The organism is Cellulosimicrobium funkei (assembly GCF_900155925.1).
Taxonomy (GTDB): domain Bacteria; phylum Actinomycetota; class Actinomycetes; order Actinomycetales; family Cellulomonadaceae; genus Cellulosimicrobium; species Cellulosimicrobium funkei.
The window spans coordinates 901,721-928,224 of the sequence record NZ_FTMI01000001.1; the positions used below are offsets into that span (position 1 = coordinate 901,721).

The window sequence follows — 26,504 nt, forward strand, 5'->3', positions numbered from 1 at the left end:
CGCCGATCACGGTCACGCCGCGCGCTCGACGGCCTGCTCCGCGGAGCGCGCCGCCGAGACCAGGGACACGTCGAGGTGGCACTGTCGCCAGGCGTCCCCGTCCACACCACCCGGGTCGATGTCCCAGTGGCTCGGCAGCACGTCCGGCACGGCCCCCCGCGCGGCGAGACAGGCGCGGAGCACGGTCTCCGGCTCGTCCCCAGGCTCGGGCATGAGCGGGAGGAGGCGGTCGAGGACCGACCGATCGAGGACGGAGGGCGGCGTCTCGACAGGCGCGACCTCCCGTGTCCGCGGGTCGTACGAGGACCGGCAGCCCGGATCCCGGTCCGGGTCGCTCAGCGGCTCGCCGCAGGTCACCAGCATGTAGCTGTTGCCGTCCGAGTACGTCATGGAGGACAGGACGCCGCGGACGTCCGTCGCCCGGCCGGCCTCCCGACCGAGGCTCACGGCGTTGAGGAACAGCCCGCCCGCCCAGGCGTCGGGGAGCCGGAAGGTGGGGCCCGTGGCGCCCGGACGCTCCCCGGCCACGGCCACCCAGGTCTGCTGGCGCTCGCGCTCCCACGACGGGTCCGACCCGGCAGGGGTGCCGGACGACTGCACGCTCAGCACCAGCCCGTCCTCCTCGTCGGCGCGCTGGAGCAGCACCAGGTGCTGGAAGCCGTCGTGCACGATGGTCCCGGCGTCGTCGCCCCGGCGCAGGGCGGCGAGGTCGTCGTCGTCGCCCGCGAGGACCCGCAGACCCCGCGCCTCCTCGCCGGCCGACGGCGCCGGGTCGTACTCGACGAGGAACCGCTCGCCGTCGCGCCACGCGCCGAGACCGAGGTCGAGGACGTACGTGCCGTCGTCGCGCAGGTACGTCGCGGGCTCGGCGACGGCGACGACGCCGGGCGCGACGTCGACCGTGGTCGGCTCGTCGACGAGCACCTCGTACCCCGGGGAGCCGGTGACGACCTCGCGCGCGAGCTCGCGCACGCCGCCGGGGCCGCCCGCCGTGACGACGCCCGTCCCGACGAGCCCCAGCGCGACGACGCCCGCGACCCCCGCGAGGGACCGGCGCCGCTGCGCACCGCGCCGGCTCGACCGCAGGACCACGTCGAGGTCGAGCGTGGAGGGCGGGACGGCGTCGTCGGCCGAGCGTCGCAGCCGCAGGAGGAAGTCGTCGTCGGGCGGGGTGGGCGTCGAACCGGTCTCGCGGCTCATCGGGCTGTCCTTCCGCTGGTCGTGGGGGCACCGCCGTCGGGGGCGCCGAGGAGCGTGCGGAGCCGGGCGAGGCCGCGCGACGCCGTCGACTTCACGGTGCCGACGGGCATGCCGAGCTCGGCCGCGACCTCGTTCTCGCTGAGGTCGAGCAGGTGGCGCAGCACGACGACGCGCCGCTGCCGGACGGGGAGCGCGAGGAGCGCGCGCACGACGGCGTCCCGGTCGTCGACCGCGGCGGTGACCGCCCCGCCGTCGCGCCCCACCGGACGGGCCGCTCGCTCGGCGGACGACAGCTCGTCCGGCCCGGCGAGCACCTCGCGCCGGGTGCGGCGCCACGTGTCGATCCGCAGGTTCGCGAGGACCCGGCGCGCGTAGGCGAGCGGGTCGTGCTGCGCCGCGCGGGGCCAGGCGCGGTAGGTGCGCTCCAGGGCGTGCTGCGTGAGCTCTTCCGCGCGGTGCCGGTCCCCGCACAGGAGGTACGCCATGCGGTGCAGCGGGTCGCGGGCCTCGCGCACGAACGCGGTGAACTCCTCGTCGCGCGTGCGGCGGGCGACCACGTCGACCTCGAGCGGCGCCTCGGGCGGCCACTCGTCGTCGGGCCCGCACTCCTCGTCCCCCAAGACCCCGTCCCCCTGCTCGAGCACGAGCTCGTACCGCCCGGGGCGGTCCCGCGCGCTCACCGTGCCGCCCTGCTCGGCGGGCGGCCGTCGTCGTGTCGTCGTCTCACGAGCGGAACACGCAGCACCTGCCCGCGACGTTCCCTTCTGTCCGATTTCACCCCCGGCGCCGCGCCGCGCTGGGCGGGTTGCGCTGTTTGACCAGGCTCGTCCCGGTGATACTGGACCATGACCGACGCCCAGGCGATCCACGAGCTCGTCCAGGCGGGGCTCGCCGAGCCCGCGGCGGACGAGTCGTTCGACCGCTTCGCGCGGCTCGTGCACCGGCAGCTCGGGGTGTCGTCGGCGCTCGTCACGCTGGTCCTCGACGACGAGGCGGTGCTGCCCGGCGCGCACGGCGTGCCCGAGCCGTACCAGTCGGCCCGCCGGACCCCTCGCAGCCACACGTTCTGCCAGTTCGTGGCGAACGAGGCGCGTCCGCTCGTGGTCGAGGACGCGCGCACCGTCCCCCACCTGGCCACGCTGCGGGCCGTCGACGACATCGGGGTCGTCGCCTACGCGGGCTTCCCGATCTTCGACCCGCAGGGCCGGGCGGTCGGGTCGCTGTGCGCGTTCGACGCGCGGCCCCGCACCTGGTCGGACGACGAGCTGGCGACGCTCGCGGACCTGGCGTCCGCGTGCACGTCCGAGCTCCGGCTGCGCCTGGCGCAGGCCCGCGCGAAGCGCATGCAGCGCGTCGCGCTCGCGGCGAACAAGCGGTCGCGTCTGCTCCTGGAGCTGTCCGAGTCGTTCGCCGCCGCGACGTCCGTCCGCGACGTCGCCGAGCGGCTGGCCGCCGTGGGGGCGGCCATCGGCGCGCGCTACGCCGGGCTCGCGCTGCTCGACGGCGCCGGCACCCGCCTCGAGTTCACGACGCTGGACCACCTGGAGCCGGGGGTCCCGGCGTCGTTCCGCCGCATGCGCGTGGACGCGGAGCGGGCCGCGTCGACCGCGGCACGGACGCGCGAGCCCCTGTTCTTCCGTGACCACGCGCAGTACGGCGAGCGGTTCCCCGAGGCCGCGTCGCTCATCGCGCCCGACACGGTCGAGGCGCGCTCGTTCGTGCCCGTGCTCGCGGACGACCGCCTCCTGGGCGTGGTGGCGCTCGCGTGGGACACGGTCCGCGAGTTCGACGACGACGCCGTGAAGACGGAGACGACGATCGCGTCGTACGTCGCGCACGCCGTCGAGCGCGTCCGTCTGCTCGAGGAGCGCCACCGCGTCGCGGCGACCCTCCAGGCCGCGATGCTCACCGAGCTGCCGCCGGTGCGCGGCGCGGAGCTCGCGGCGACGTACGCGTCCGCGACCCGCACGGACCAGGTCGGCGGCGACTGGTACGACGCGGTGGTGCTCGACGACGACGCGTGCGTGCTCATGATCGGGGACGTCACCGGGCACGACATGCGTGCCGCGGCGCAGATGGGCCAGCTCCGGTCGATGCTGCGGACGTTCGCCTGGTGCCAGGACGAGCCGCCCGCCGTGCTGCTGCGCCTGCTCGACCGCGCGAACCGCGGGCTCGCGCTGCACTCCAGCGCGACGGCCGTCGTCGTGCGGCTCGACCGCACCCCGCAGGGGTTCGACCTCACGTGGTCGAACGCCGGGCACCCCCCACCCCTCGTGCTGCGCGCCGACGGGACGGTCGACCCGCTCGAGTCCGCGCCCGACCTCATGCTGGGGGTGCTGCCGAGCACGCAGCGGCACGACCACCGCACGCGCCTCGCGCCGGGCGACACGCTGCTCCTCTACACCGACGGTCTCGTCGAGCGCCGCGGCACCTCGTTCGCCGAGCGCCTCGCCGGCCTGCGGTCCGTCCTCGGCGAGCACGCGGGCACCGCGACGTCGGCCGTCCCGGACGCGCTCGTCCGCCGCCTCGTCGCCGACCAGCGGGACGACGTCGCGGTCCTCGCCCTGCGCGTGCGGCACACGGTCCCGCGGGCGCCGGCGCCCGGGCGCCCGTCGGTGCTGACGCGGCCGGTCGAGCACACGTCGACGGCGATCGGCCCCGCACGGCGGTGGGTCGACGACGTGCTCGAGAGCTGCGACGTGTCGCCCGCGGTCCGCCGCGTCGCGATGCTCCTGACGAGCGAGATCCTCACGAACGCGGTGCAGCACGGCACGACGCCGGTCCGGGCGGAGCTCGAGGTCGGGCACCGGGTGGTGCGGGTCGGCGTCGAGGACGGGTCGACGGCGCTGCCGAGGCTGCGCTCGCCGCGGCCGGAGGAGACGGGCGGCCGGGGCGTGCAGTTCCTGGAACGGTGCGCGTCGCGCTGGGGCGTCGACCTCCACGACGACCCGGCCGACGACAGCGCTGCCGACGGCGGCCCCGCGGACGGCGGTGCAGCCCACGGCGACCCGGCCGACGGCGGTGCGGCCGACGGCGGTGCGGCCGACGGCAGGGCGGCCAAGACCGTGTGGTTCGAGCTGGACCTCGACGGCTGACCCGGGCGCTCGTCCGGTGCCCCTGTGCGGTGTCGGAGGGCGGCGGTAGCGTGTGTGAGGTGGGCCACTCCCCCCGGGCACCGCGCGCGATCCCGTGACCCCTCGTGCACGTCGAGACGACCGAGTCCTGAGAGGCAGCACCATGACCGACCTCGCCACCCCCGCGACCCTGCGCGGCGACGCCACCGCGACCGCCGCCGCCCCCGTTGACGCCCCTGCCCCGCTGCCCGACCGCGAGCACCTCGACGCCGTCCTCGACGGCCACCGGCGCGAGCTCACCGGCTACTGCTACCGCATGCTCGGGTCGTCGTTCGAGGCCGACGACGCGGTGCAGGAGACGTTCCTGCGCGCGTGGCGGTCCTACGACCGCTTCGAGGGCCGCTCGGCCCTGCGCTCGTGGCTCTACCGCATCGCGACGAACGTGTGCTTCGACGCGCTCGGCGCGCGCAAGCGGCGCGAGCGCCCGATGGGCCTGGGCGGACCGCAGGCCCCGGAGCTGGAGAACCTGGGCCAGGTGCTGCCGGAGGAGACGTGGGTCGAGCCCGTGCCCGACGACCGGGTGCTCCCGCACGACGGCGACCCGGCGCAGGTCGCGGTGGGGCGCGAGACCATCCGCCTCGCGTTCGTCGCCGCCCTCCAGTTCCTGCCGCCCCGGCAGCGCGCGGTGCTGCTGCTCCGTGAGGTGCTGCGCTGGCAGGCGAGCGAGGTCGCGGAGCTCCTCGACACGACGGTCGCGTCGGTGAACAGCGCGCTGCAGCGCGCCCGTGCCACGCTCGCGGCGCGCGCACACTGGGACAGCTCGGGGCTGGGCGACGAGACGGGGTCCGCCGCGCCGGTCGCGGCGAACGCGGGTCTCGGCGACGAGGAGAAGCTCCTGCTCGAGCGCTACCTCGACGCGTTCGAGCGCTACGACATGGACGCGCTGGTCGCGATCCTGCACGAGGACGCGACGCTGTCGATGCCGCCGTACCCGCTGTGGATGCGCGGCCAGGCGGACATCGTCGCGTGGATGACGGGCCCGGGGTACGAGTGCGAGGGCTCGCGCATGGTCCCGGTCGCGGTGAACGGCACGTTCGGGTTCGGTCAGTACCGCCGCGCGGCCGGCGGCGGTCACGAGCCGTGGGCGCTCCAGGTCGTCGAGACGGAGGGCGGCCGCGTCACGGCCATCAACGCGTTCCTCGACACGGCCTCGTGGTTTCCCCTGTTCGGGCTCCCGGAGCGCCTCGACGACTGACGCGCCGCGGGTCAGCCGAACGTCTCGAGGAGCGTGCTCCGCTCGGCGTCCGTGAGGTTCGTGGCGACGAGCGTGCCGTGGACCCCGTGGAACCGCTCGCCGACGCGGTCGAGGTCGCCGTCCTCGGTGACGACGAACAGCGCCGACGTCCCGGGCGTCACGCCCTCGCGGATGCGGTCGAGCTGGTCCTTGTCGATCCCCACGGCCTCCATCGCCTTCGTCGACGCGCCGATCGCCGCACCGGCCGCGGCGCCCAGCACCGGCGCGAAGAACAGCGACCCGAGCAGCAGGCCCCAGAAGGCGCCCCAGCCCGTGCCGCGCCACTCGTCCTGGTGGCCGTGGCGCGTCGTCGGCTTGGCCGCGCCCTCGGGCCACGACACGACGGCGGTGTCGACGATCTTGACGGCGTGCTCGGACGCCGAGTCGTGGAGGATCCGGGACGCCGCGTCGGCGCCCTCGGGGGAGTCGAACTTCCAGACGGTGAAGGTGGCCATCGTTCTCTCCGTTTCTCTCAGCCGAGCAGCTTGGCCTTGGCGGCGGCGAACTCGGCGTCGTTCAGGACGCCCGAGGAGAGGAGCTGACCGAGCCGCTCGAGCTGGTCGAGGAGGTCGTCCTGCACCGACGCGGGAGCGGGCTGCGCGTACTGCGCCGCGGCCTGCTGCGCGGCCGCCTCGACCCTCGCCTGGTCCTGCGCGGCCGCGGCCCGCTGGGCCTCCCACGACTCCTGGGCGCGGTTCGCCTGGTGGCGCCGCACGGCTCCCGCGGTCGCGGAGGCCGTGCCCGCGATGACGGCGGTGCGGGCGGCGGTCCCGATGAGCCCGGGGCGCCCGAATCGTCGGACGAGCATGTGGTCACTCCTGTCTGTCGGACGGGTCTGCGCCCGGGCCGGGACGCCCGGGCCGAGCGGGTCAGCCGTCGGCGAGCGCGAGGTCGGCGACCTCGTTGACCACCTCGGCGGGGACGCGCTCGCTGAGGAGCACGACGCCGTCGGCGCTGCGGGTCGCGGCCACCAGGGCGCGCGCCCACGTGTGCTCGACGACGAGCACGACCGCGGACGTGCCCGGCGCGAGACCGGCCGCGACGTGGTCGAGGTCCTCCTCGGCGGCGAGACCGGCCGCGGTGAGCTCGACGTCGGTGACCGCGAGCTCGTCGCCGAGGTCGGTCACCTCGACCACCTCGACGTCGCCGTCGGGCGACCGCCGCACCACGGCGAGGTCGAGGAGCGTGACGGTGCCCTGCGCGAGCACCTCGAGGACGGCGGCCTGGATGCCGTCAGGGATGCGCTCGGTGGGGAACGCGACCGCGACGATCTCGACCGGGCCGAAGGTGGACGTGGCCATGGGGGTGCTCCTGTCAGCAGGCCGAGGGCGGGGTGGTGCGCAGCAGGCGGTCAGCGGGCGGCTCGCTCGGCCTCGTCGCCGTGGACGACGAGCGCCCACAGGACGAAGACGTCGAGCACGATCGTGATGAGCGACCACCACGGCGTGACCTGCAACGTCGTGAACTGGGCGATCGCGTTGATCACCACCAGGACGATGGCGACCATGCGGGCCCATCCCTTGCCCGAGAGCAGGGCGAAGCCGGTGAGGACCAGCAGCACCCCGATGACGAGGTGGATCCACCCCCAGGTCGACACGTCGAGGACGACGATGCCCGCGTCGGAGACGCCTACGAGGCTGTTCGGGGAGAACACGGCGACCAGGCCGCTGATGGCGTTGAAGAAGCCGATCGTGACGAGCACGATGCCGGCGAACCAGACCCAGCCGACCCATGCCGTCACCTGTGACGAGCGTGCCATGCCATCCTCCTGAGAACCGTGGAGCCCCGACCGGACGAGCGTGCGGATCGATCGTGGCACCGGCCGTCCGGTTCGGCATCCGGAGGGTCGGCGCGTCCCGGGGCCGCTGCCCGGCGGCCCCGCTAGGTTCGTGGCCATGACGACCCCGCCCCCCACCGACGACCCGTGGTCGGGCGTCCCGGACGCCGGCACGCGCCCGGTCCAGCACGACTCGCGGCGCCCGCCGCGCTGGGTGCCCCGCGCGCTCGCGATGGCCGTCGTCGCGGTGTTCGTCGGCATCTTCGCCTGGTACGCCCTCGGTCAGCTCAAGGCACTGGGCGTCAACATCCTCATCGCGTTCTTCGTCGCGCTCGCGCTCGAGCCGATCGTCGTCTGGCTCGTGCGGCACGGCTGGCGGCGGGGCGCGGCCGCCGCCGTGGCGCTCCTGGGGTCGCTCGTCGGGATCCTCGTCGTGCTCGCGCTGTTCGGGAACCTGTTCGTCCAGCAGCTCGTGCAGCTCGTCCAGTCGATCCCCGCGCTGTACGCGAGCATCCAGGACTTCGTCGCGGACCGCTTCGACGTCGTCATCCCGGACTCCGACGACCTCCTCAAGCAGGTCATCAACGACTTCGGCGACGACGTCGCGTCCGGCGCGATCGTCGTGACGACCACGATCGTCGGCGGGGTCTTCGCGAGCCTGACGATCCTCCTCGTCACCTACTACCTCCTCGCGGCGGGACCGCGGTTCCGGGCGGCCGTGTGCCGCTGGCTCACGCCGAACCGGCAGGAGGAGGTGCTGCGCCTCTGGGAGATCACCCAGGTCAAGGTGTCGGACTTCATCAACTCGCGCATCGTGCTCGCCGCGCTGTCGAGCGTCTTCACGTTCGTCTTCCTGCTGATCCTCCAGACGCCGTACGCCCTGCCGCTCGCGGTGTTCACGGGCGTCGTCTCGCAGTTCGTCCCCACGATCGGCACGTACATCGGCGGCGCGCTGCCCGTCGCCGTCGCGCTCACGTCGCAGGGGCTGCCGCAGGCCCTGGGCGTGCTCGCGTTCATCATCGGGTACCAGCAGCTCGAGAACCTGTACTTCTCGCCCAAGGTCTCCGCCCGGGCGCTGGAGATGAACCCGGCGGTGAGCTTCGTCGTCGTGCTCGCGTTCGGTGCGGTGTTCGGCGCGCTGGGCGCGTTCCTCGCCCTGCCCATCGCCGCGACGATCCAGGCCGTCGGGAACACCTACCTCCAGCGGCACGAGCTCATCGAGTCGCACATGCTCCACGACCCGGACGCCGAGGGCCACGGCCCGGGCCGGGGCAAGGGCGACGGGAAGAACAGGGACGACGACGGGCGCACCACCCGCCGCCGACGCCGCAACCGCGAGGCGAACCTCGAGGCCGAGCGCACGGTCGACGAGCGGCGCGCCGAGGGCATCGACTAAGCGGGGCGGTCCGGCGTGGTCAGAGCGCCGCGATGCCGTCGCCGAGCAGCTTCGCCCCGAGGACGAGCAGCAGGACGGCCATGATCACCGCGTTGTTGTGGGTCATCCAGGCCTTGAGCGCGTCGAGCATCGTGGCCGCGCGGGCACCCATGAACAGGTAGATGAAGACGGGCGCCGCCACCCCGATGCTCGCCACGACGGCGAACACGACGGCCGCGACGACCTGGGCGTTCGTGTCGCCCGGCGCTGCGGACGCGATCGCGGCGCCGCCCGAGACGACGAGCAGCAGGTTCTTCGGGTTGACCGCGCCGAGGAGCACCGCGAGCCCGGCCGCCTTGACGGGCGTGAACGCGTCGATCGCGGCCATCCAGCGGGGCGCGGGCGGGTCAACGCCGTCGCGCGGGCGCCCCCGCCACTGCTTGAGCGCGAGCAGGAGCAGCAGCACGCCGAGGACGAGCTTGAGGATCGCCGCCCACAGCGGCGGGCCACCGTCCGGCGGGACGGCGGACCCCGCCACGAGCGCGACGACGAGCGTCACGGCGCCGACCGCGACGAACCAGCCGACGAGGAACGCGAAGGCGTTGGCCTTCGCGCGCCCGCTCGCGAGCATGAGCACGACGGCGACGATCGGCAGCGGGCTCACGAGCACGCCGACCGCGACGGGGAGGGACTGGCCGATCGCCGCGCCCACGGGCGGCCTCCTTCGTGGTCCGGTCCCGGGCGGGACGGCGGGAGCTACGGGGACGACGGCGCGCGGACGGAGGCGCGCGAGCGGGCGAGGTGCCCGACGGCGTCACGCACCGCCGTCGGGCACCTCACCCGTGCGGCCTCGCCGCGGGCCCTGGACCGCTCAGGCGTTCTCGTCGAAGGCCGCGCGCAGCTTGGCCTCCTCGTCGGCGGAGAGATTCGTCTGGATGAGCTCGCCGTGGATGCCCTCGGCCTGGAGCGCCTCGTGCACGCGGTCGACGACGGCGCCCGACGTGAGGACGAACAGCGCGGACGTCCCCGGCGTGACCTTGCTGCGCACGGAGTCGATAAAGTCGTCGTCGATGCCGACGTCCGTCAGCGCGCCGGCGATGGCGCCGGACGCCGCACCGATCGCGGCGCCCAGGAGCGGGACGAAGAACAGGAGCCCGAACAGCAGGCCCCAGAACGTCCCGCCGAGCGCGCCGATCGCCGTCGTGTTGTTCCCCTGGCGCGTCTTCGGCTTCTTCTTGCCCTCCTCCCAGGACACGGTGGCCGCGTCCTGGACCTGGATGAGCTCCTGCTTCTGGAGGGCGAGGAGCGCGTCCTCGGCGCGCTGGGCGCCCTCGGGGGTGTCGAACTTCCACACGGTGAGCGTTGCCACGTCAGACCTCGTTCCGGATCGTTCGTTCGGCGGGGGCGCGCCGTCGCGCCCCGTGACGCGTCGAACGTATCCCCGCGTCCCGGGTCGCGCGCGGCGAGCATCCGCGTCCCGCGCGGCCGCGAGGTGAGGGATGCCGAGGCTCCGGATGCGGTGCGACCACCCCCGTGGTTCTCTTCCCGTGTGTCCGACGCACCGGCTGCCGGGACGACGTCGGGTCGCCTCCTGCGCTCGGTGGTGCCGGCCCTCGTCGTCGGGATCGTCAGCGCCCTGACGCTGCTCGCGCTCTCCGAGCTCGCGACGTGGATCCAGCACCTCGTGTGGGACCGGCTGCCGGAGGCGTGGGGGGTCGCGAGCACGCGGACGTGGTGGACCGTCCTCGTGCTGACCGTCACCGGGCTGCTCGTGGGCGCCACGGTCCGGTGGGCACCGGGGCACGCGGGCGTCGACCCCGCGACGACCGAGCTGGTCTCCGAGCCGCTCGCCCTGCGCGCCCTGCCCGGCCTCGCGCTCGCCCTCGTCCTCGGCCTCGCCGGCGGCGTGAGCCTCGGGCCCGAGAACCCGATCATCGCCCTCAACGTCGCGCTCGCCGCGTGGTTCCTCTGCCGCCCCCGGTTCGGCGTCCCCGTCCCGGGCGCCGTGGCGCTCGCGATGGCCGGGACCATCGGCGCGATGTTCGCCACCCCCGTCGCGGCGGCGCTCGTCCTCACGGAGAGCTTCGCGGAGCGCGGCGGGCAGAGCGGCCCCCTGTTCGACCGGCTGTTCGCGCCCCTGGCCGCGGCCGGTGCGGGGGCCGTCACCATGACGGCGGTCGGGGCCCCGACGTTCTCCGTCGACCTGCCCGACTACCCCGGACCGGCCCTCGGCGACGTCGCGAGCAGCGTGCTGATCGGCGCCGTCGCGGCCCTCGTGACGGCGCTCGCGGTGGTCGCCCTCCCGGTCGTGCACAGGCTGTTCCACCGCCTCCGCAGCCCGGTGCTCGCGCTCGGTGCGGGCGGCCTCGTCCTCGGTCTGCTCGGGCTCCTCGGCGGGCCGCTCACGCTGTTCAAGGGCCTCGACGAGATGAAGGAGCTCGCGCAGCAGGCCGACACGTACGCCTGGTCCACGATCCTGCTCATGGCGGTCGTCAAGGTCGCGGCGCTCGTCGTCGCGGCTGCTGCCGGGTTCCGCGGCGGCCGCATCTTCCCCGCGGTGTTCATCGGCGTCGCCCTGGGCCTCTCGGCGTCGTCCCTCGTCCCCGCCGTGCCGCCCGCGATCGCCGTCTCCGCCGCCGTCCTCGGCGCCGTCCTCGTCGTGGCGCGCGACGGCTGGCTCGCCCTCTTCATGGCGGCCGTCACCGTCGGCGACGTGCACCTGCTCCCGGTGCTCTGCGTGGCCGTCCTGCCGCTGTGGCTCGTCGCCCGCTCGATGCCCCCGCTGCGCGTCGACCTCCCCCCGGGGACCCCCGAGTTCCCCGCGCTCGCTACCACCCAGGGCACGGCGCGCACGGCGGAGGGTGGTGGTCGTGGCGGAGCGCGGTGACGACGACGCGGCGAGCGACACCGACGCCCCGGCCGCGCCACCGCCCGGGCGGCGCGGGACGGTCGGGCTGCTGCGGCGCGCGGGGCGACCGACCCGCTCCGACGTCGTCTCGGGCATGGTGACCGGGCTCTTCTCCATCCCCGAGGGCATGGCGTACGCCTCCATCGCCGGGTTCAACCCGGTCGCGGGCCTCTACGCGGGCATCGTGCCCGCGATCGTCGGCTCGCTCACCGCGCGGACCGTCCTCATGATCACGACGCTCACGAGCGCCATCGCGCTCACGTCGCAGAGCGTGCTCGCGTCCGCCGGCCTCGAGCCGACCGACCCCGCCAACGTCGCGACGCTGACGATCATGGTCGGCCTGGTGATGCTCGTGCTCGGCGCGCTGCGCCTCGGCGCCGTGATGAGCTTCGTCTCCAACGCCGTCATGGTGGGCTTCTCGACCGGCATCGCGCTCCAGATCATCACAGGGGTCCTCGGCGACGCGACCGGGTACGACCCGCGCGGCGACAACCGGCTGTACCAGCTCGGCGACTGGCTCGTCCACGTGACGTCGTGGGACCTCGCGTCCACGCTCGTCGCGGCAGTGACCGTCCTCGTGTGGGCGCTGGCCCGGTCGGTCCGCCGCCTCGTGCCCGTGGCGCTCCTCGTGTCCCTCGTCGTCGTGACCGTCGTCGTGGTCGCGGCAGGCATCGACGTGCGCCAGGTCGCCGACATCGCCTCGATCCCGTCCGCCCTCCCGGGCCTGTCGCTGCCCGACCTCTCGGTCGCGCCCGCACTCGTCGGTGGCGCCGTCGCCGTCGCGCTCGTCGCGCTCGCGCAGGCCGCGTCCATCGCGCCGTCGATGCCCAACCCCGACGGCTCCCGGTCGGACACCAACGCCGATTTCCGCTCGCAGGGCTGGGCCAACGTGGCCGGCGGCCTCTTCCAGGCGCTGCCCAGCGGCGGCTCGATGTCCCGCACGGGCGTCGCCGCCGAGGCGGGCGCCCGGACCCGCTGGGCGGGCGTCGTGAGCGGCGTGTTCCTCGCGCTCGTCGTGCTGCTCCTCGGCGGCCTGGCCGAGCTCATCCCCATGCCGGTGATCGGGGGGCTCATCCTCGTCGTCGGCGGCGAGCTCGTCCGGGGCAAGCGCCACGAGATCCTCCTCGTGCTGCGGACGTCGCCCCTGTCGTCGCTCGCGATGGTCGTCACGTTCGCCGCGACGACCCAGCTCCCCCTCCAGCAAGCCATCGTCCTCGGCGCGGTCCTGTCGCTCCTGCTGTACTGCGTCCAGGCGGCGCGCCAGTCCCGCCTCGTCCTCCTCACCCGCGAGCCCGACGGGCGCTGGCGGACGTCGCGACGGACGCCCGCCCGGCTGCGCTCCGACGAGGTCACCGTGCTCGAGTTCGCGGGGACGTCGTTCTTCGCGTCGCTCCCCCGCATCGAGGACCAGTTCCCCGACGGCTCCGGCGCCGAGCGCGCCGTGCTCGTCCTCGTGCTCCGGACGCTCCCCGACATCCCCTCCTCGGCGGTGATCGACCTGTTCCACCGCACCGCCCGACGGCTCGCCGCGCAGGGGAACCGGCTCGTCCTCGTCGGGGTGACCCCCGCGATGCGCAACCTCCTGGAGCGGACCGGCACCGTGGACGAGCTGGGCGCCGACGCCGTCGTCGACGCGACCGACGAGGTCCTGGGAGCGCTGGAGGCGGGGTTCCGCGACGCCGAGCGCTGGGCGCGCCGGGAGGACGCCGGGTCGGCCTAGGCGACCCGGGTGGTCGGCGGCCTCTCGGGCGCGTCGCGGCTTCTCGGCGGGCGGTCAGCGGCTGGTCAGCGGCACGGGGCCAGCTCGGACGGCGTCAGCCGCGCGCCGTCGCCTCGCGGATGCGCTTGTCCTCCTGGCGGCGGTCCCACCAGCGGGTGAGGACGAGCCACCCGAGGAGCCAGCCGCCGAGCGCGCTGATCAGCCAGACGACGACCGTCACCCCGATCCACGTGGAGGCCCCGGAGATCTCCAGGCCGTCGCCCACGAGCGTCGCGATCCACAGCGCGAGGAACGTCGACACGAGGCCGATGCCGCCGAGCACCGCGGACGCGTACTTGCGCGCGACGTTGAACACGAAGGGCGCGAGCACCCCCTGGGCCACCGCGAACACGAGGACGGCGACCGTGAACCCGGAGGCGTGCACCGTGACGCCGTCGAAGACGTTCGCGGCGACGAGGAGGCCCACGGCGGCGAGGACCACGTTGATCGCGAAGCTCAGCAGGAACCGGATCATGCCGCAACCGTCCCGCCGCGCGGGAGGTTCCGCAACCGCTGGTGCGGCGCGGGAGCCCGCCCCGTGCGACCTGCCCGGGAGGTCGGGACACCTGCCCCTGGGACCCGGGACGCCGCCCGGCCGACGCTGCGGGGGCCGTCGCACCGCGTGACGGGCCCCGGCCGCGGGTGGCGGCCTCGAACGGAAGGTCGTCCCATGCAGGACAGCTCGCTCACCACGCCGTCGGCGGTCGCCGACGGCACGCCCCGCCGCGCCCGCGGCACGACGCCCCGCGCGTGGGCCTGGACCGGGGTCGTCGCCGGTGTCCTCGGCCTGGTCTCGATCCAGTCCTCGATGGCGCTCGGCATCAACTGGGAGGAGACCGCGGGCGACGCGGAGGCGATCGTCGCCGACCTCTCCGGCCGCACGGGCACGCAGATCGTGTTCCACACCGCGACGATCGCGTGCGCGCTGCTCGTGCTCGTCTTCGCCGCCGGGCTCAAGCGACGGCTCGACGGGCAGGCGCCCGCCGGGTCGATCCTCCCGACGGTCGCGGGCTGGGGGCTCGTGCTCGTCTCCGTCGCCGGGCTGCTGGGCTCGGGCCTCGACACGCAGTTCCTGTTCGGCCTCGGCGACACAGCGCTCATCGTCCCGGAGTCGGGCGCGTTCTACAGCGACTGGGTCGCGACGATCCCGTGGCTGTGGGTCGGGGCGGGCGTCGCGGGCGTCGCGCTCGGCGTCGCGGCGCTGCGGCACGCGGCCGCGCCGCGCTGGCTCGGCGTCGTCGGGTTCGTGCTCGGCGGGCTCGCGCTCCTCACGGGCGTGTCGCCGCTGCAGTACATGGCGGGGTTCGTCGGACCGATCTGGCTGCTCGTCACCGCGCTCGGCTTCGCCCTCGGGGACCGGCGCTGAGCGCGACGCGCGAGATCGGCGACGCGCGACGAGATCGGCGGGTCCGGTCGGGATCGGCGGTCTGGACCGCCGACCCCACACGGGACCGCCGATCTCGCCGTCGTCCACGGCCGGGTGATCTCCCGCCCGGGCCCTTCTCGCCGCGCGTGCCGCGGCCCTACCGTGGGCCCGTGGCCGAGCCCGGGCCCGGCCGCGCCGGGATGCCCCGCACGGGCTGGACGATCGGCGTCCTCGCCTGGGTGCTCGGCGTGTCCGCGCTCGCGCTCCAGCTCACGTCCGGCGTGCCGCTCCTGCTGGGCGACCTGCTGTTCGTCGTCGTGGACGCGACGGTCGCGCTCGTCTACGGCACGGTCGCGGGGGTGATCCTCGTGCGGCGGCCGCACGTCGTGGGTTGGCTCGTGGCCCTCGCCGCGATCGGCGGCGGGGTCGCGGCCCTGGGCGGCGGGTGGCGCAGCTACGCGTCGACCCACCCCGGCCTGCCCCCGCTCACGCCGCTCGCGGACGCCTACGGGTGGGCGTGGGTGCCGGGCACGGTCGGGCTCTTCGTCCTCGTCCCGTGGTTCGTGCGCGGCGGGCGGCTCGGCGCGGGCGCGTGGTGCGGGGTCGCGGGCGGCGTCGCGTCCATCACCTTCTTCTTCCTCGCTCCCTCCGACGACCCGCGCCCTGCGATCGTCGGCGTCGTCGTCATGGGGCTCGTCACCGCGGGCGCGACGGCGTGGCGTCGGTTCCGCGGGCCGGTCGAGGAGCGGCGCGGGCTGGGCCTCCTCGCGCTCGGGACGGCGCTCATGGCGCTGTCGTTCCTCCCGCTGCTCGGCACGTGGGCCGACCCGGACGTGCTCCTCGCGCTCCCCCTCACGCACCTCGCGTGCCAGGCGCTGTTCCCCGCCGCGATCCTCGTGTGCGTGCTGCGCAACCGTTTGTGGGGCATCGACCTCGTCCTCTCGCGCGCGACCGTGGCCGCGATGCTGGCCGTGGGCCTCGCCGTCGTCTACGCCGTGGTCGTCGTCCTCGCGACGACCGTCGTCGACGGTCCCGCCGCGCAGGTCGTCGCGGCGGTCGGGGTCGCGCTCGCGGTGCAGCCCCTGCACACGTGGCTGCGGCACCGCGTGCGCACGCTCGTCTACGGGGAGGGGAACGACCCGGGCCGGGCGGCCCTGAGCGTCGGCCGCCACCTGTCGTCCGCGTCGACGGCCGACGACCTCGTCGTGAGCCTCGCCGTCGGCGTGCGCGAGGCGCTGCGCCTGGAGAGCGTGACGATCGAGCGGTCCGCACCCGGCCCGACGGCGTCCGCCAGCCCCGCGGGCCCGGCGCCCTGGGCGGGCCCCGACGGCCACCCGTCCGGCGACGCCGTCACGCTCCCCGTGGAGCACGGCGGGCGGGCGCTCGGCCGGGTCCACGTCGTCGCGCGGGCCGGCGAGCGGCTCGACGCCCGGACGCGCGACGCGCTCGAGCAGCTCCTGCCCGTGCTCGGCGCCGGTCTCGCGCTCGCGCGGGGCGCGCGCGAGCTCGAGGAGGCGCGCGACGCCACGACCCGCGCGCGCCTCGCCGAGCGGCGCGTGATCCGCCGGGAGCTGCACGACGGCGTCGGGCCGTGGCTCGTGGGTCTGCGCCTCGGGCTCCAGGGCGCGCGGAACACGCTGCGGACCGACCCCGAGGCCGCGGCCGCGGTGCTGGACGCCCTGGGGGTCGAGGTGGCGCAGCGCGTCGAGGACGTGCGCGCGCTGTCCCGCAGCCTCCTGCCGCCGTCTCTCGACGAGCACGGTCTCGAGGTCGCGCTCGGCGAGCTCGCGGGGCGGCAGGCGCTCGGCGGGTTCGTCGTGGACGTGCGCTGCGACCCGTGCGGGGGCCTCGACCCGCGCGTCGCCGCGGCCGCGTACGCGATCGCGAGCGAGAGCGTCGTCAACGCCGCCCGGCACTCCGGGGCGCCGGAGTGCCGCCTGACGGTACGGCTCGGGGACGGCGCGCTCGTCGTCACGTGCGAGGACGACGGTCGGGGCGTCGCGCCGGACGCGGTGGCCGGCGTCGGCTCCCGGTCGCTGCGCGAGCGGGCCGACGAGCTCGGCGGCCGGCTCGAGGTCGCCGCGGTGCGGCCCGACGGCGAGCGCCCCGGCACGCGCGTGCGCGCCACGCTCCCGCTGGTCCCGGTCGGGGCGCTCGCGCGCGGAGCGGCGTCGTGATCCGGGTGGCGGTCGTCGACGACCACCCGGTGTTCCGGCTCGGCATGGCCGCGCTGCTCGACTCGTTCGACGGCGTGCGCGTCGTCGGGAGCGCGGCGTCGGCGACGGAGGCGCGCGCGCTGCTCGGTCTCGGCACCCACCTCGACCTCGACCCCGGCGAGGATGCGGGCGCCGGGGCGCGGGCCGACGTCGTGCTCCTGGACCTCGACCTCGGCGACGGGTCGGGCGTGGACGTGACGCGCGACCTCGTGCGTGCGGACCCGGCCGCGCGCGTACTCGTCGTGACGATGCACGAGGACGAGGACGCCGTCGTCGCGGCCGTGCGCGCGGGGGCGCGCGGGTTCCTCGTGAAGTCCGCGAGCCCCGCGGAGGTCGAGCGCGCCGTCCGCGCGGTGGCCGACGGCGCGATGATCCTCTCCCCGTCCGTCGCCGACCGGGCGATGGCGTACGTCGTGGGCGGGCGCTCCGCCGTGCGCGCGCCGTTCCCCCAGCTCACCGACCGCGAGCGCGAGGTGCTCGACCTCGTCGCGGCCGGTCTCGACAACGCGTCGATCTCCCGGCGGCTCGTGCTGAGCCCCAAGACGGTGCGCAACCACGTCGCGAACGTGCTCGCCAAGCTCGCCGTCCGCGACCGCGCCGCCGCGATCGTGCGGGCGCGCGAGGAAGGGCTGGGCGGCGGCTGACGCGTCAGGCGTCGTCGTCCTGGATGACCGACAGCACGTTCCCCGCCGGGTCGGTGAACCACGCGATGAGCGGGCCGCCCCCGCGGAAGACGAAGTCGTCGTCCGTCTCGACGGGCGTGCCCGCGTAGCGCTCGAACGCCACGCCGCGCTCGCGGAGCGCGGCGACCGTGCCCGGCACGTCGGCGACCGGGAAGTTCAGCACCGTGAACGACGCCGGGGCGTGTGCCTCGCCCTTCGGGTAGACGAGCACGCGCGCACCGCCGCCGATCTCGAGCCAGAGCATGTCGTCCCCGCTGACGGTGAGGCCGAGGTCGTCCGCGTAGAACCGCCGCGCCGCGTCGACGTCGTCGACCGAGAACCCGCTGAACGCCGTGTCGAGCATGTCTCCTCCTGAGGTCGCGCGGGCCGGTGCCCGCTCTCCCCAGGGTCGACCGGCCGCAGGCCACCGGCTCATCGGTCGCGCGGCATCAGGCCTCGCGGCGCAGGTGCAGCAGCGGGAACGGGCGGCCCTGGTCGTCCGTCTCCGACCGCCCGGTCACCTCGAACCCCAGCGCCCGGTAGAAGGCCAGCGCGCCCGGGTTCTGCTCGTTGACGTCGAGCTCGACGACCGGAAGGCCACGCCCGACCGCGTCGAGCAGCGCGCGACCGATCCCGCGCCCGTGCAGCGCGGGGTCCACGAACAGCATCTCGACCCGGTGCCCGACCGTCCCGGCGAACCCCGCCACCCGGCCGTCGACCTCCGCGACGGTGAGGTCGACGGCGCCGAGGTACTCGTCCCGCACGGCGGCCTCCAGCTCGCGCACGTCGTCGGGTCCGAGGAAGTCGTGCGTGGCCTCGACGGCGCGCCGCCAGACGTCGACCAGCGCGTCCGTGTCGTCGGGGCGGGCGGGTCGGAGCACGGGATCGGTCACGGCACGAGCATGCCACGGCCACGCGGTGGCCCCGAGAGGTCACGGGCACTCCCGCACAGGAGGGGCACCAGCACTTGGCGACTGCATCGAGACCTGTCAATATAGAAGCATGTCGATGCACTCCGCGCTTTCCTGGGTCGTCGCCACCGACGGGCCGGGCCTCCCGTGAGCACACCCAGCGCCGCACCGGGTCCGCGACTGTCGGCGCTCGACCGGTGGCTGCCGCTGTGGATCGGGCTCGCGATGGTCGCCGGGCTCGTCCTGGGTCGGTTCGTCCCTGCCCTGTCCGACGTGCTCGCCGCGCTGGAGGTCGGCGGGATCTCCGTGCCGATCACCCTCGGCCTGCTCGTGATGATGTACCCGGTGCTGGCCAAGGTCCGCTACGACCGGGTGGGTGCGGTCACCGGCGACACGCGGCTCCTGGCCTCCTCGCTGGTGCTGAACTGGCTGGTCGGGCCTGCGCTGATGTTCGCCCTGGCGTGGTCCTTCCTGCCGGACCTGCCCGAGTACCGCACCGGGCTGATCGTCGTCGGCCTGGCCCGGTGCATCGCCATGGTCGTGATCTGGAACGACCTGGCATGCGGGGACCGGGAGGCCGCGGCGGTGCTCGTCGCCATCAACTCCGTGTTCCAGGTCGTCGCCTTCTCGTTGCTCGGCTACTTCTACCTCACGGTGCTGCCCGCGTGGCTGGGCCTGGACACCCAGGGCCTGGACGTGTCGGTGGGGCAGATCGCGCTCAACGTGCTCGTGTTCCTCGGCGTCCCGCTGGTCGCCGGGTTCGCCTCGCGCCTGGTCGGGGAACGCGCCCGGGGCCGTGCCTGGTACGAGGACCGGTTCCTGCCGGTGATCGGACCCTGGGCGTTGTTCGGGCTGCTGTTCACGATCGTGCTGCTGTTCGCCCTGCAGGGCGAGGCCGTCACCTCCCACCCGCTCGACGTCGCCCGGATCGCCTTGCCGCTGCTGGTGTACTTCGCCGCCATGTGGGGCCTCGGGGTCGTCACCGGCAAGGCCCTGGGCCTCGGCTACGCGCGCTCCACGACGCTCGCGTTCACCGCGGCGGGCAACAACTTCGAGCTCGCGATCGCCGTCGCCATCGCCACCTTCGGTGCGACCTCCGGCCAGGCCCTGGCCGGAGTCGTCGGTCCGCTCATCGAGGTCCCCGTCCTGGTCGGTCTCGTCTACGTCTCCTTGTGGCTCGCACGCCGCTGGTTCGCCATCGACCCCTACGCCGACCCGACCCGAGCACGAGAGCTGGAAGAGGTGAGGCCATGACCACCGCTCCCCTGCCGATGACCGTCACGGACACCGACTGCACGCCGCAGGTCGAGGCGCACGCGATCGGGACCGAGGTCGCGGGCGCCGTCGCCACGACGCTCAAGGCCCTCGCCGAGCCGCTGCGGCTGCGCATGCTCTCCTTCATCGCGACCTCCACGGCCGGTGAGGCGTGCGTGTGCGACCTCGCCTCGCTCACGGACGTCTCGCAGCCGACCGTCTCGCACCACCTGAAGGTGCTGCGCGACGTCGGGGTGCTGACGTCCGAGCGACGCGGCACCTGGGTCTGGTACCGCGTCGCGCCGGGGTACACGACCGCGGTCACGACGCTGCTGGACTCCTTCGCCCCGGCGGCGCTCGGCGCCAGGCACGGCGCGACCGTCCTCGCCGGGCTCGACGACGTCGACGCCGCCCTCGACCACCTGGCCGAGGACCTGGCCGGGACCTTCGCCGACGTGCGGTTCGACGTCGTGCAGGGCGTGGTCCGCGAGTCGTACACCGACCTGGCCCGCTCGGCGAAGGTCTCGGCCCACCTGGTGCCGCTCACGGAACGGTTCGCCCGGCAGCGGCTGAGCGACCTGACCCGCCCCGCGGACGCGCGACCGCAGGTGCTGTTCGTCTGCGTCGCCAACGCCGGACGCTCCCAGCTCGCCGCCGCCCTGCTGCGCCACTACGCCGGCGACCGGGTCGTCGTCCGGTCCGCGGGGTCGGCGCCCGCGTCCGACATCCACGAGGGCGTGCGCGAGAGCCTGACCGCGCTCGGCATCACCGCCGACGACGCGTTCCCCAAGCCGTTGACCGACGACGCCGTCCGCGCCGCGGACGTCGTCGTCACGATGGGCTGCGGAGACGTGTGCCCGGTCCTGCCCGGCACGCGGTACGAGGACTGGCTCGTGGGCGACCCGGCCCTGGCCTCCCCGGCCGGGGTCGCCGCGATCCGCGACGACCTCGACTCCCGCGTGCGCGCCCTGCTCGCCGACCTCCTGCCCGAACTCGACCTGCCCCCAGCCTGACCCCGGGAGACATCACCATGACCGAGAACGCCACCGCGAAGCCGTCCGCCCTGTTCGTCTGCGTGCACAACGCCGGCCGCTCCCAGATGGCCGCCGGGTACCTGCGCGCCCTGTCCGGCGGAGCCGTGGAGGTCCGCTCTGCCGGGTCCGCCCCGGCCGACCAGATCAACCCCGTCGCCGTCGAGGCCATGCTGGAGGAGGGCATCGACCTCCGCGCCGAGCACCCCAAGGTCCTGACCACCGAGGCGGTGCAGGCGTCCGACGTCGTGATCACCATGGGCTGCGGGGACGCCTGCCCGATCTTCCCCGGCAAGCGGTACGAGGACTGGGCCCTGGAGGACCCGGCCGGCCAGGGCATCGACGCCGTGCGCCCCATCCGCGATCAGATCCGCACCCGCGTACTGACGCTCCTCGACGAGCTCGGCGTCGCCCCGGTCGCTCTCCCGCGCGGCTGAGGAGCCGGCCGCGCGCCGGTCCCACCCGGACCCGACGCGCGGCCGGGCGCTCAGCCGTGGTCCGCGTCGCCCGAGCGGCCGTGCACGACGCCGGTCGCGAACCCGACCCCGGCCGGTGCCCCGACCCCGAGGGTGACCGGCTGCGGCGCCGCCGGCGCGGTGCCGCAGCACGACCCGCTCGCCCCCGCGCCGTCCGCCTCCAGAGCGAGGTCGGTCGAGCAGACCCCGGTCGCGGGGAGGGCCAGCTCGACCGCGTCGGCCGCAGCCCGGTCCCCTGCCAGCGCCGCCGCGATCGAGCGCACCTGCTCGTAGCCCGTGGCGAGCAGGAACGTCGGCGCACGCCCGTAGGACTTCATGCCTGCGAGGTAGAACCCGTCGTCCGGGTGGGACAGCACCTGCTCGCCGTGCGGCGGCACGGTGCCGCAGGAGTGCTCGTTCGGGTCGATGAGCGGAGCGAGCGCCGCAGGTGCCTCCACGACCGGGTCCAGGTCGAGGCGCACCTCGCGCAGCATGTCCAGGTCCGGCCGGAAGCCGGTCGCGTCGACGATCTGGTGCACCTCGAGGCTCAGCGCCCCGTCGCGCACGGTCCCCAGCACCTGGACGGTTCCGGCACCGGGGACGAGGCGTTCGATCGAGACGCGCGTGAGCAGCGTCAGCCGCCCAGCCTCCACGGCGGCCCGCAGGCGCGTGCCGAGCAGGCCTCGCGCAGGGAGCTCGTCGTCGGCTCCACCGCCGAAGAGGCGACGCGCGGAACCACCGCGGATCGCCCACGTGATCGTGGTGCCCGGCTCGGACTCGGAGAGCTCGACGAGGTTCAGGAGCGTGTTCGCCGCGGAGTGGCCCATCCCGACGACGAGGGTGTCCCTGCCTGCGAACCGGTCGCGCCGGGTGCCGAGCACGTCCGGGAGAGGTCCGGTGACGAACGCAGCCGACTCCTCCTCGCCCACGGCCGGAAGACCCGAGACCCCCAGCGGGTTCGACGTCGAGAACGTCCCCGACGCGTCGATCACCGCGCGGGCCAGCACGTCGGTCACCGTGCCGTCGGCGTCCACCGTCCGCACCCGGTACCCGCGCCGCTCCCGGCCGAGGGAGCGTGTCTTGTCCGCACCGTCGCGGGCGACCGACACCACTCGCGTGCCGGTACGCAGTCGGGGCGCGATCTGCGGCGTCGCGGCCAGCGGAGCCAGGTAGCGCCCCACGAGCTCCCCGCCGGTGGGCAGCGCGTCCGGATCCGGCTCCACCCACCCCGTCGCCTCCAGCAGGCGCCGCGCGGCGGCGTCGACGTCGTAGCGCCACGGCGAGAACAACCGCACGTGGCCCCACGACGCCACGGCCGCACCCGGCCCGTCGCCGGCCTCGAGCACGATCGTCTCCAGCCCGCGCTCCAGCAGGTGCGCCGTCGCGGCCAGACCCACCGGACCTGCACCGATCACCACGACCGGGAGCTCGTCCCGCCCCACCTCGACCATGAGCACTCCTCGTATTGAAGGTTATCGATGCGAGCATCGTGGACCACCCATCGATGAGTGTCAATGTGTGGCAGGATGGCCGCATGACGACGGCCACGCTGCCCCCGGCGCCCCCGCGCGGCGCACCCGGCTGCTGCGGCCCGGCCGCCACCGGGGCGGCAGACCCCGATGCTGCGCGCGAGCTCGCGCGCACCTTCAAGGCCCTGGCGGACCCGACGCGGGTCCAGCTCCTCGCGATCGTCGCCGCCCAGGAGGGGCACGAGGCGTGCGTGTGCGACCTCACCGGGCCGGTCGGCCTCTCCCAGCCGACCGTCAGCCACCACCTCAAGATCCTGGTCGACGCCGGTCTGCTGACCCGCGAGCAGCGCGGCCGCTGGGCGTACTACTCGCTCGTCCCGGGCGCTCTCGCCCGCGTCGCGGGGTCGCTCACGGAGATCGCGGGGCGCTGAGCGCCGCTTCGCCGCGCGCTCCCGTCCTCCTGTCCCTACGCTCGCCCCTGTCGGTGGCGCCGTCCGCACCGACCGGCCGTCGGCGACGGTCGTCCGACGACGAGCGAGGCACACGATGACCGAGCTGACCGGATCGATCGAGGAGGCCGGCCCCCGGTCCGGCTGGCAACGGTTCTGGGACCGCGGCGGCTGGTGGCGGGCCCTCCTGTTCGCGGTCCTCTACATCGCGGTGTACCTGGGGGTCGGGTGGCTCGTCGGGCTCACCCGGCTGGGGCCGGGCAGCGGCGAGGAGCTCCTCGACTCGTCCGGCACCGTGTTCTTCGGGCTGCTGCTGCCGATCCTCGTCATGGGCCTGCTGCTCGTCGTCTTCCTGCGGACCGTCCGGTGGCGACGCGAGGTGTTCGGGCCGCAGCCGGTCGCGGGCCGACCGTGGATGTGGGTCGCGGTCGTCCTCGTGCTCGTCCCGGTCGCGCTCCATCTCGCGGCGACGGACTGGGGCGCCTACGACGTCACGGTCGTCCTCACCGTCCTCGCGCTCGGCCTGTGCGTCGGGTTCGCCGAGGAGGTCCTGACGCGCGGCGTCGCCGTCACGATGCTCCGCCGGGCCGGGTACGGCGAGAAGGCGGTGATGGTGCTGTCGTCCCTGCTGTTCGGCCTCCTGCACACGACGAACCTCGTCTCGGGGCAGAACCTCCTGCTCGTGGGCACCACGGTGGTCTACGCGTTCGGCTTCGGCACGATGATGTACCTCTCCATGCGTGTCACCGGCAGCATCGTGCCCGCGATCCTCCTGCACGCGGCCACCGACCCGACGACGTTCCTCGCGACGGACGGCGTCGACGCACACGGCGCGAGCTCCGGCTCCGAGGCACTGAACGCGATCGCGGGCACCTTCAACGTCGTGTTCGTCCTCGTCGGGATCCTCGCGATCTTTCTCGTCTCCGGCCGTGCGCGGGGCACCGCCCCGGCCGAGGGGTGACTCCCCCTCGTCAGGACCGTCGGCCGCGCAGCGCGATCGCAGGGCCGGAGAAGAGCGCGATGCCCAGCACGAACCCGACGTCGTACCAGGTCCCGTTGTTGTCGACCTCGTAGATGCTCACCGTGTCCGTGAAGAGGGACACGATGAACGTCACCGGCAGGATCGCGCCCTGCCACAGGCCCCACCAGAACCCGTAGCCCCCGGGGTTCGCGGCGACGTTCGGCCCGGCCGCGCACGCCCCCAGGAGCAGGAGCACCGCGAGGGCGACGGCCGTGCCGGCTGCTCGTCGCGTCGTCGTGGACATGTCGCTCACCTCCGAGCACCAGTGAACCGCTCGCGCCGCCCGACGGCCAGGCCGGGCAGGCGCGACGCTCCCCGGGGAGACCGGTGTCGGGGCCGTGCGGCAGGATGACCGCATGACGCAGAGCACGGACGAGGGCGCCCCCGCGCGCAGCGAAGCCACCCCCGGCGGCGAGCTCATGCTGCTCGACACCGCGAGCCTGTACTTCCGGGCGTTCTTCGGGGTGCCGGACTCGATCAAGGCGCCGGACGGCACGCCCGTCAACGCGGTGCGCGGCCTGCTCGACATGATCGCGACGCTCGTCACGGACCGTCGTCCGACGCGCCTCGTCGCGTGCTGGGACGTGGACTGGCGGCCGGCCTTCCGGGTCGAGGCGATCCCCTCGTACAAGGCGCACCGCGTCGCGGAGGTCGTCCCGGGCACGACGGGCGTCGAGGAGGTCCCGGAGAAGCTCGTCGCGCAGGTCCCGGTCATCGTCGACGTGCTCGCGGCGCTCGGCATCGCGCGCGTCGGGGCGGCGGGCTACGAGGCGGACGACGTCATCGGCACCCTCACCGCGCGCGAGGTCGCGCGCCGTGCGGCGGCGGGCGCGACGCCGGACCCGTCGGGCCGGGCGGCGGTCGAGGTCGTCACGGGCGACCGCGACCTGTTCCAGCTCGTCGACGACGCCGCGGGCGTGCGCGTGCTCTACCCGACGAAGGGCGTGAAGAACCTCGACGTCGTCGACCAGGCGCGCCTGCGCGAGCGGTACGGCGTCGCGACGGGGGCGGCCTACGCGGACATGGCGGTGCTGCGCGGCGACCCGAGCGACGGCCTGCCGGGCGTCCCCGGCATCGGCGAGAAGACGGCGGTCGCGCTCCTCGGGAGGTACGGCGACCTCGCGGGCGTGCTCGCGGCGCGCGACGCGGGCGACCCGGGTCTGACGGCGACCCAGCGGCGCCGGCTGACCGAGGCGGCCCCGTACCTGGAGGTCGCCCCGCTCGTCGTGCGCGTCGCGCCCGACGCCCCGCTGGGCGACGTCGACGACGCGCTGCCCACCGCCCCGGCCGACCCGGACGCGCTCGCCGAGCTCGGCGAGCGCTGGGGTCTGGGGTCGTCCGTGCAGCGCCTCCTGGACGCGCTGCGCGGCTGAGCGGCCGCCGCCGGTCCGGAGGGCAGACTGGGTCCGCCGCCGCGGACCGCCGGCGGCCCGTCCGACCCCGCCGGGAGGCGACCCGTGGCTCTCGTCCGCTGCAGCTTCTACTCCGACGTGCTCGAGGTGAGCACGTCGATGACCGTCGTGCTCCCCCAGGCCACGACGACCCAGATCGGCATGGCCGGGTCGGCGAGCGCCCGCGCCGAGGGCGCCCCGGTGCTCTACCTGCTCCACGGCATGAGCGACGACGAGACGATCTGGACGCGCCGGACGTCGATCGAGCGGTACGTCGCCGACCGCGGGCTGGCCGTCGTCATGCCGCGCGTGGAGCGCAGCTTCTACGCCGACGAGGTGCACGGGCACCGCTACTGGACGTTCCTGTCCGAGGAGCTGCCGAGCCTCGTCGACCAGTTCTTCCGCGTGTCGACGCGCCGCGAGGACACGTTCGTCGCGGGGCTGTCGATGGGCGGGTACGGCGCGTTCCGCTGGGCGCTGCGGCACCCCGAGCGGTTCGCGGCGGCGGCGAGCCTGTCCGGGGTGCTCGACCTCGCCGACGAGTCGTACCGCGAGCGGCGCCTGCCGGACATCGAGCGCGTGTTCGGCGACCGCGAGATCGCGGGCTCGGACGACGACCTGCTCGCCCTGCTGCGGCGCGCCGCGGCCGAGGGTCGCACGGCCGATCTCCCCGCGCTGTTCCTCGCGTGCGGGACGGAGGACTTCCTCGTCGACGGCAACCGGGCGTTCGAGCGGGTGGCCGATGAGTCCGGCGTGGCGCTGCGGTCGGAGTTCTCGCCCGGGACGCACGAGTGGGGCTTCTGGGACCGCACCATCCAGCACGTCCTCGACTGGCTGCCGCTGGCCGGGACGCCACGAACCTGAGGCGGCGCCCTCCCTACCCCTCGGGCAT

General features: G+C 74.8%; 28 protein-coding genes. 15 read left to right on the top strand and 13 right to left on the bottom strand.

The window, feature by feature from the left end:
• Positions 1-12 precede the first annotated feature (12 nt).
• Together BXA05_RS03900 and BXA05_RS03905 are read right to left on the bottom strand one after the other, a co-directional pair.
• The gene (locus BXA05_RS03900; protein ID WP_076403964.1) at positions 13-1,200 is read right to left on the bottom strand and encodes a hypothetical protein; all 1,188 of its coding nucleotides are present in this window, start codon (positions 1,198-1,200) and stop codon (positions 13-15) included.
• Entirely contained in the window at positions 1,197-1,880 is a 684-nt protein-coding gene (locus BXA05_RS03905) for a SigE family RNA polymerase sigma factor (protein WP_425291910.1), read from the bottom strand. Before BXA05_RS03905 ends, BXA05_RS03900 begins: the two co-directional genes overlap by 4 nt.
• Positions 1,881-2,045: 165 nt before the next feature.
• Here BXA05_RS03905 and BXA05_RS03910 point away from each other — a divergent pair, with 165 nt between their 5' ends.
• Entirely contained in the window at positions 2,046-4,295 is a 2,250-nt protein-coding gene (locus BXA05_RS03910; RefSeq protein ID WP_076403965.1) for a SpoIIE family protein phosphatase, read from the top strand.
• 142 nt (positions 4,296-4,437) lie between these two features.
• Positions 4,438-5,529, top strand: coding sequence for a sigma-70 family RNA polymerase sigma factor (locus tag BXA05_RS03915; RefSeq protein ID WP_083711369.1), 1,092 nt, complete (start codon positions 4,438-4,440; stop codon positions 5,527-5,529).
• An 11-nt stretch (positions 5,530-5,540) separates the two neighbouring features.
• Here BXA05_RS03915 and BXA05_RS03920 read toward each other — a convergent pair whose 3' ends face one another.
• The 4 genes from BXA05_RS03920 to BXA05_RS03935 all read right to left on the bottom strand — a co-directional run bounded on the left by BXA05_RS03920 (position 5,541) and on the right by BXA05_RS03935 (position 7,327).
• Positions 5,541-6,023, bottom strand: a complete 483-nt coding sequence (locus BXA05_RS03920) for a DUF1269 domain-containing protein (RefSeq protein WP_021479816.1) — start codon at positions 6,021-6,023, stop codon at positions 5,541-5,543.
• Positions 6,024-6,040: 17 nt separating this feature from the next.
• Positions 6,041-6,376 carry an SHOCT domain-containing protein gene (locus BXA05_RS03925; RefSeq protein WP_076403966.1) on the bottom strand — a complete coding sequence of 112 codons (336 nt, stop codon included), beginning with the start codon at positions 6,374-6,376 and terminating at the stop codon, positions 6,041-6,043.
• 61 nt (positions 6,377-6,437) lie between these two features.
• On the bottom strand, positions 6,438-6,869 hold the full coding sequence (locus tag BXA05_RS03930; protein WP_076403967.1) for a DUF6325 family protein: 432 nt from the start codon (positions 6,867-6,869) through the stop codon (positions 6,438-6,440).
• A 50-nt stretch (positions 6,870-6,919) separates the two neighbouring features.
• Complete coding sequence (locus BXA05_RS03935) at positions 6,920-7,327, bottom strand: DUF7144 family membrane protein (RefSeq protein ID WP_061268379.1); 408 nt, start codon at positions 7,325-7,327, stop codon at positions 6,920-6,922.
• 136 nt (positions 7,328-7,463) lie between these two features.
• On the opposite strand from BXA05_RS03935, the gene BXA05_RS03940 reads away from it, so the two are divergent.
• Entirely contained in the window at positions 7,464-8,741 is a 1,278-nt protein-coding gene (locus tag BXA05_RS03940) for an AI-2E family transporter (RefSeq protein ID WP_244550372.1), read from the top strand.
• 19 nt (positions 8,742-8,760) lie between these two features.
• Here BXA05_RS03940 and BXA05_RS03945 read toward each other — a convergent pair whose 3' ends face one another.
• Complete coding sequence (locus BXA05_RS03945) at positions 8,761-9,432, bottom strand: GAP family protein (protein WP_076403969.1); 672 nt, start codon at positions 9,430-9,432, stop codon at positions 8,761-8,763.
• Between the two features lie 159 nt (positions 9,433-9,591).
• Complete coding sequence (locus BXA05_RS03950; protein ID WP_061268380.1) at positions 9,592-10,089, bottom strand: DUF1269 domain-containing protein; 498 nt, start codon at positions 10,087-10,089, stop codon at positions 9,592-9,594.
• 180 nt (positions 10,090-10,269) lie between these two features.
• Between BXA05_RS03950 and BXA05_RS03955 the strand changes: the two genes are divergently transcribed.
• Together BXA05_RS03955 and BXA05_RS03960 are read left to right on the top strand one after the other, a co-directional pair.
• A complete protein-coding gene (locus BXA05_RS03955; protein WP_076403970.1) occupies positions 10,270-11,607 on the top strand; it encodes an ion channel protein in 1,338 nt (445 codons plus the stop codon).
• Positions 11,591-13,348, top strand: a complete 1,758-nt coding sequence (locus BXA05_RS03960) for a SulP family inorganic anion transporter (RefSeq protein WP_211435816.1) — start codon at positions 11,591-11,593, stop codon at positions 13,346-13,348. The genes BXA05_RS03955 and BXA05_RS03960 overlap by 17 nt, the downstream gene beginning before the upstream one ends.
• 94 nt (positions 13,349-13,442) lie before the next feature.
• Here the strand turns inward: BXA05_RS03960 and BXA05_RS03965 are convergent, their stop codons facing one another.
• Positions 13,443-13,862, bottom strand: a complete 420-nt coding sequence (locus BXA05_RS03965) for a phage holin family protein (protein WP_021483470.1) — start codon at positions 13,860-13,862, stop codon at positions 13,443-13,445.
• Positions 13,863-14,057: 195 nt separating this feature from the next.
• Here BXA05_RS03965 and BXA05_RS03970 point away from each other — a divergent pair, with 195 nt between their 5' ends.
• From BXA05_RS03970 to BXA05_RS03980, 3 genes are all read left to right on the top strand, one after another.
• Positions 14,058-14,753: a hypothetical protein gene (locus BXA05_RS03970; RefSeq protein WP_061268382.1), complete on the top strand. Its 696-nt coding sequence runs from the start codon at positions 14,058-14,060 to the stop codon at positions 14,751-14,753.
• Between the two features lie 170 nt (positions 14,754-14,923).
• Entirely contained in the window at positions 14,924-16,930 is a 2,007-nt protein-coding gene (locus tag BXA05_RS03975; protein WP_143311026.1) for a sensor histidine kinase, read from the top strand.
• The gene (locus BXA05_RS03980; protein WP_076403971.1) at positions 16,927-17,613 is read left to right on the top strand and encodes a response regulator transcription factor; all 687 of its coding nucleotides are present in this window, start codon (positions 16,927-16,929) and stop codon (positions 17,611-17,613) included. The genes BXA05_RS03975 and BXA05_RS03980 overlap by 4 nt, the downstream gene beginning before the upstream one ends.
• Positions 17,614-17,617: 4 nt before the next feature.
• Here BXA05_RS03980 and BXA05_RS03985 read toward each other — a convergent pair whose 3' ends face one another.
• Positions 17,618-17,995, bottom strand: a complete 378-nt coding sequence (locus BXA05_RS03985; RefSeq protein ID WP_061268384.1) for a VOC family protein — start codon at positions 17,993-17,995, stop codon at positions 17,618-17,620.
• Positions 17,996-18,080: 85 nt separating this feature from the next.
• Positions 18,081-18,524 carry an acetyltransferase gene (locus BXA05_RS03990; RefSeq protein ID WP_076403972.1) on the bottom strand — a complete coding sequence of 148 codons (444 nt, stop codon included), beginning with the start codon at positions 18,522-18,524 and terminating at the stop codon, positions 18,081-18,083.
• Positions 18,525-18,689: 165 nt separating this feature from the next.
• Between BXA05_RS03990 and arsB the strand changes: the two genes are divergently transcribed.
• The 3 genes from arsB to BXA05_RS04005 are packed head-to-tail and all read left to right on the top strand — an operon-like array spanning position 18,690 to position 21,264.
• Positions 18,690-19,796: an ACR3 family arsenite efflux transporter gene (arsB, locus tag BXA05_RS03995; RefSeq protein ID WP_076403973.1), complete on the top strand. Its 1,107-nt coding sequence runs from the start codon at positions 18,690-18,692 to the stop codon at positions 19,794-19,796.
• Entirely contained in the window at positions 19,793-20,809 is a 1,017-nt protein-coding gene (locus BXA05_RS04000) for a metalloregulator ArsR/SmtB family transcription factor (protein ID WP_076403974.1), read from the top strand. Before arsB ends, BXA05_RS04000 begins: the two co-directional genes overlap by 4 nt.
• A 17-nt stretch (positions 20,810-20,826) precedes the next feature.
• The gene (locus tag BXA05_RS04005; RefSeq protein WP_034655985.1) at positions 20,827-21,264 is read left to right on the top strand and encodes an arsenate reductase ArsC; all 438 of its coding nucleotides are present in this window, start codon (positions 20,827-20,829) and stop codon (positions 21,262-21,264) included.
• 50 nt (positions 21,265-21,314) lie between these two features.
• Here BXA05_RS04005 and BXA05_RS04010 read toward each other — a convergent pair whose 3' ends face one another.
• A complete protein-coding gene (locus tag BXA05_RS04010; protein WP_076403975.1) occupies positions 21,315-22,733 on the bottom strand; it encodes an FAD-dependent oxidoreductase in 1,419 nt (472 codons plus the stop codon).
• Between the two features lie 83 nt (positions 22,734-22,816).
• Here BXA05_RS04010 and BXA05_RS04015 point away from each other — a divergent pair, with 83 nt between their 5' ends.
• Together BXA05_RS04015 and BXA05_RS04020 are read left to right on the top strand one after the other, a co-directional pair.
• Complete coding sequence (locus BXA05_RS04015) at positions 22,817-23,182, top strand: ArsR/SmtB family transcription factor (protein ID WP_076403976.1); 366 nt, start codon at positions 22,817-22,819, stop codon at positions 23,180-23,182.
• Positions 23,183-23,297: 115 nt separating this feature from the next.
• Complete coding sequence (locus tag BXA05_RS04020; protein WP_076403977.1) at positions 23,298-24,161, top strand: CPBP family intramembrane glutamic endopeptidase; 864 nt, start codon at positions 23,298-23,300, stop codon at positions 24,159-24,161.
• Between the two features lie 10 nt (positions 24,162-24,171).
• Here BXA05_RS04020 and BXA05_RS04025 read toward each other — a convergent pair whose 3' ends face one another.
• Positions 24,172-24,465, bottom strand: a complete 294-nt coding sequence (locus tag BXA05_RS04025; protein ID WP_043656410.1) for a hypothetical protein — start codon at positions 24,463-24,465, stop codon at positions 24,172-24,174.
• Positions 24,466-24,577: 112 nt separating this feature from the next.
• Here BXA05_RS04025 and BXA05_RS04030 point away from each other — a divergent pair, with 112 nt between their 5' ends.
• Positions 24,578-25,594 carry a 5'-3' exonuclease gene (locus BXA05_RS04030; protein WP_076403978.1) on the top strand — a complete coding sequence of 339 codons (1,017 nt, stop codon included), beginning with the start codon at positions 24,578-24,580 and terminating at the stop codon, positions 25,592-25,594.
• An 84-nt stretch (positions 25,595-25,678) separates the two neighbouring features.
• Complete coding sequence (locus tag BXA05_RS04035; protein WP_061268392.1) at positions 25,679-26,476, top strand: alpha/beta hydrolase; 798 nt, start codon at positions 25,679-25,681, stop codon at positions 26,474-26,476.
• Positions 26,477-26,504: the final 28 nt, after the last annotated feature.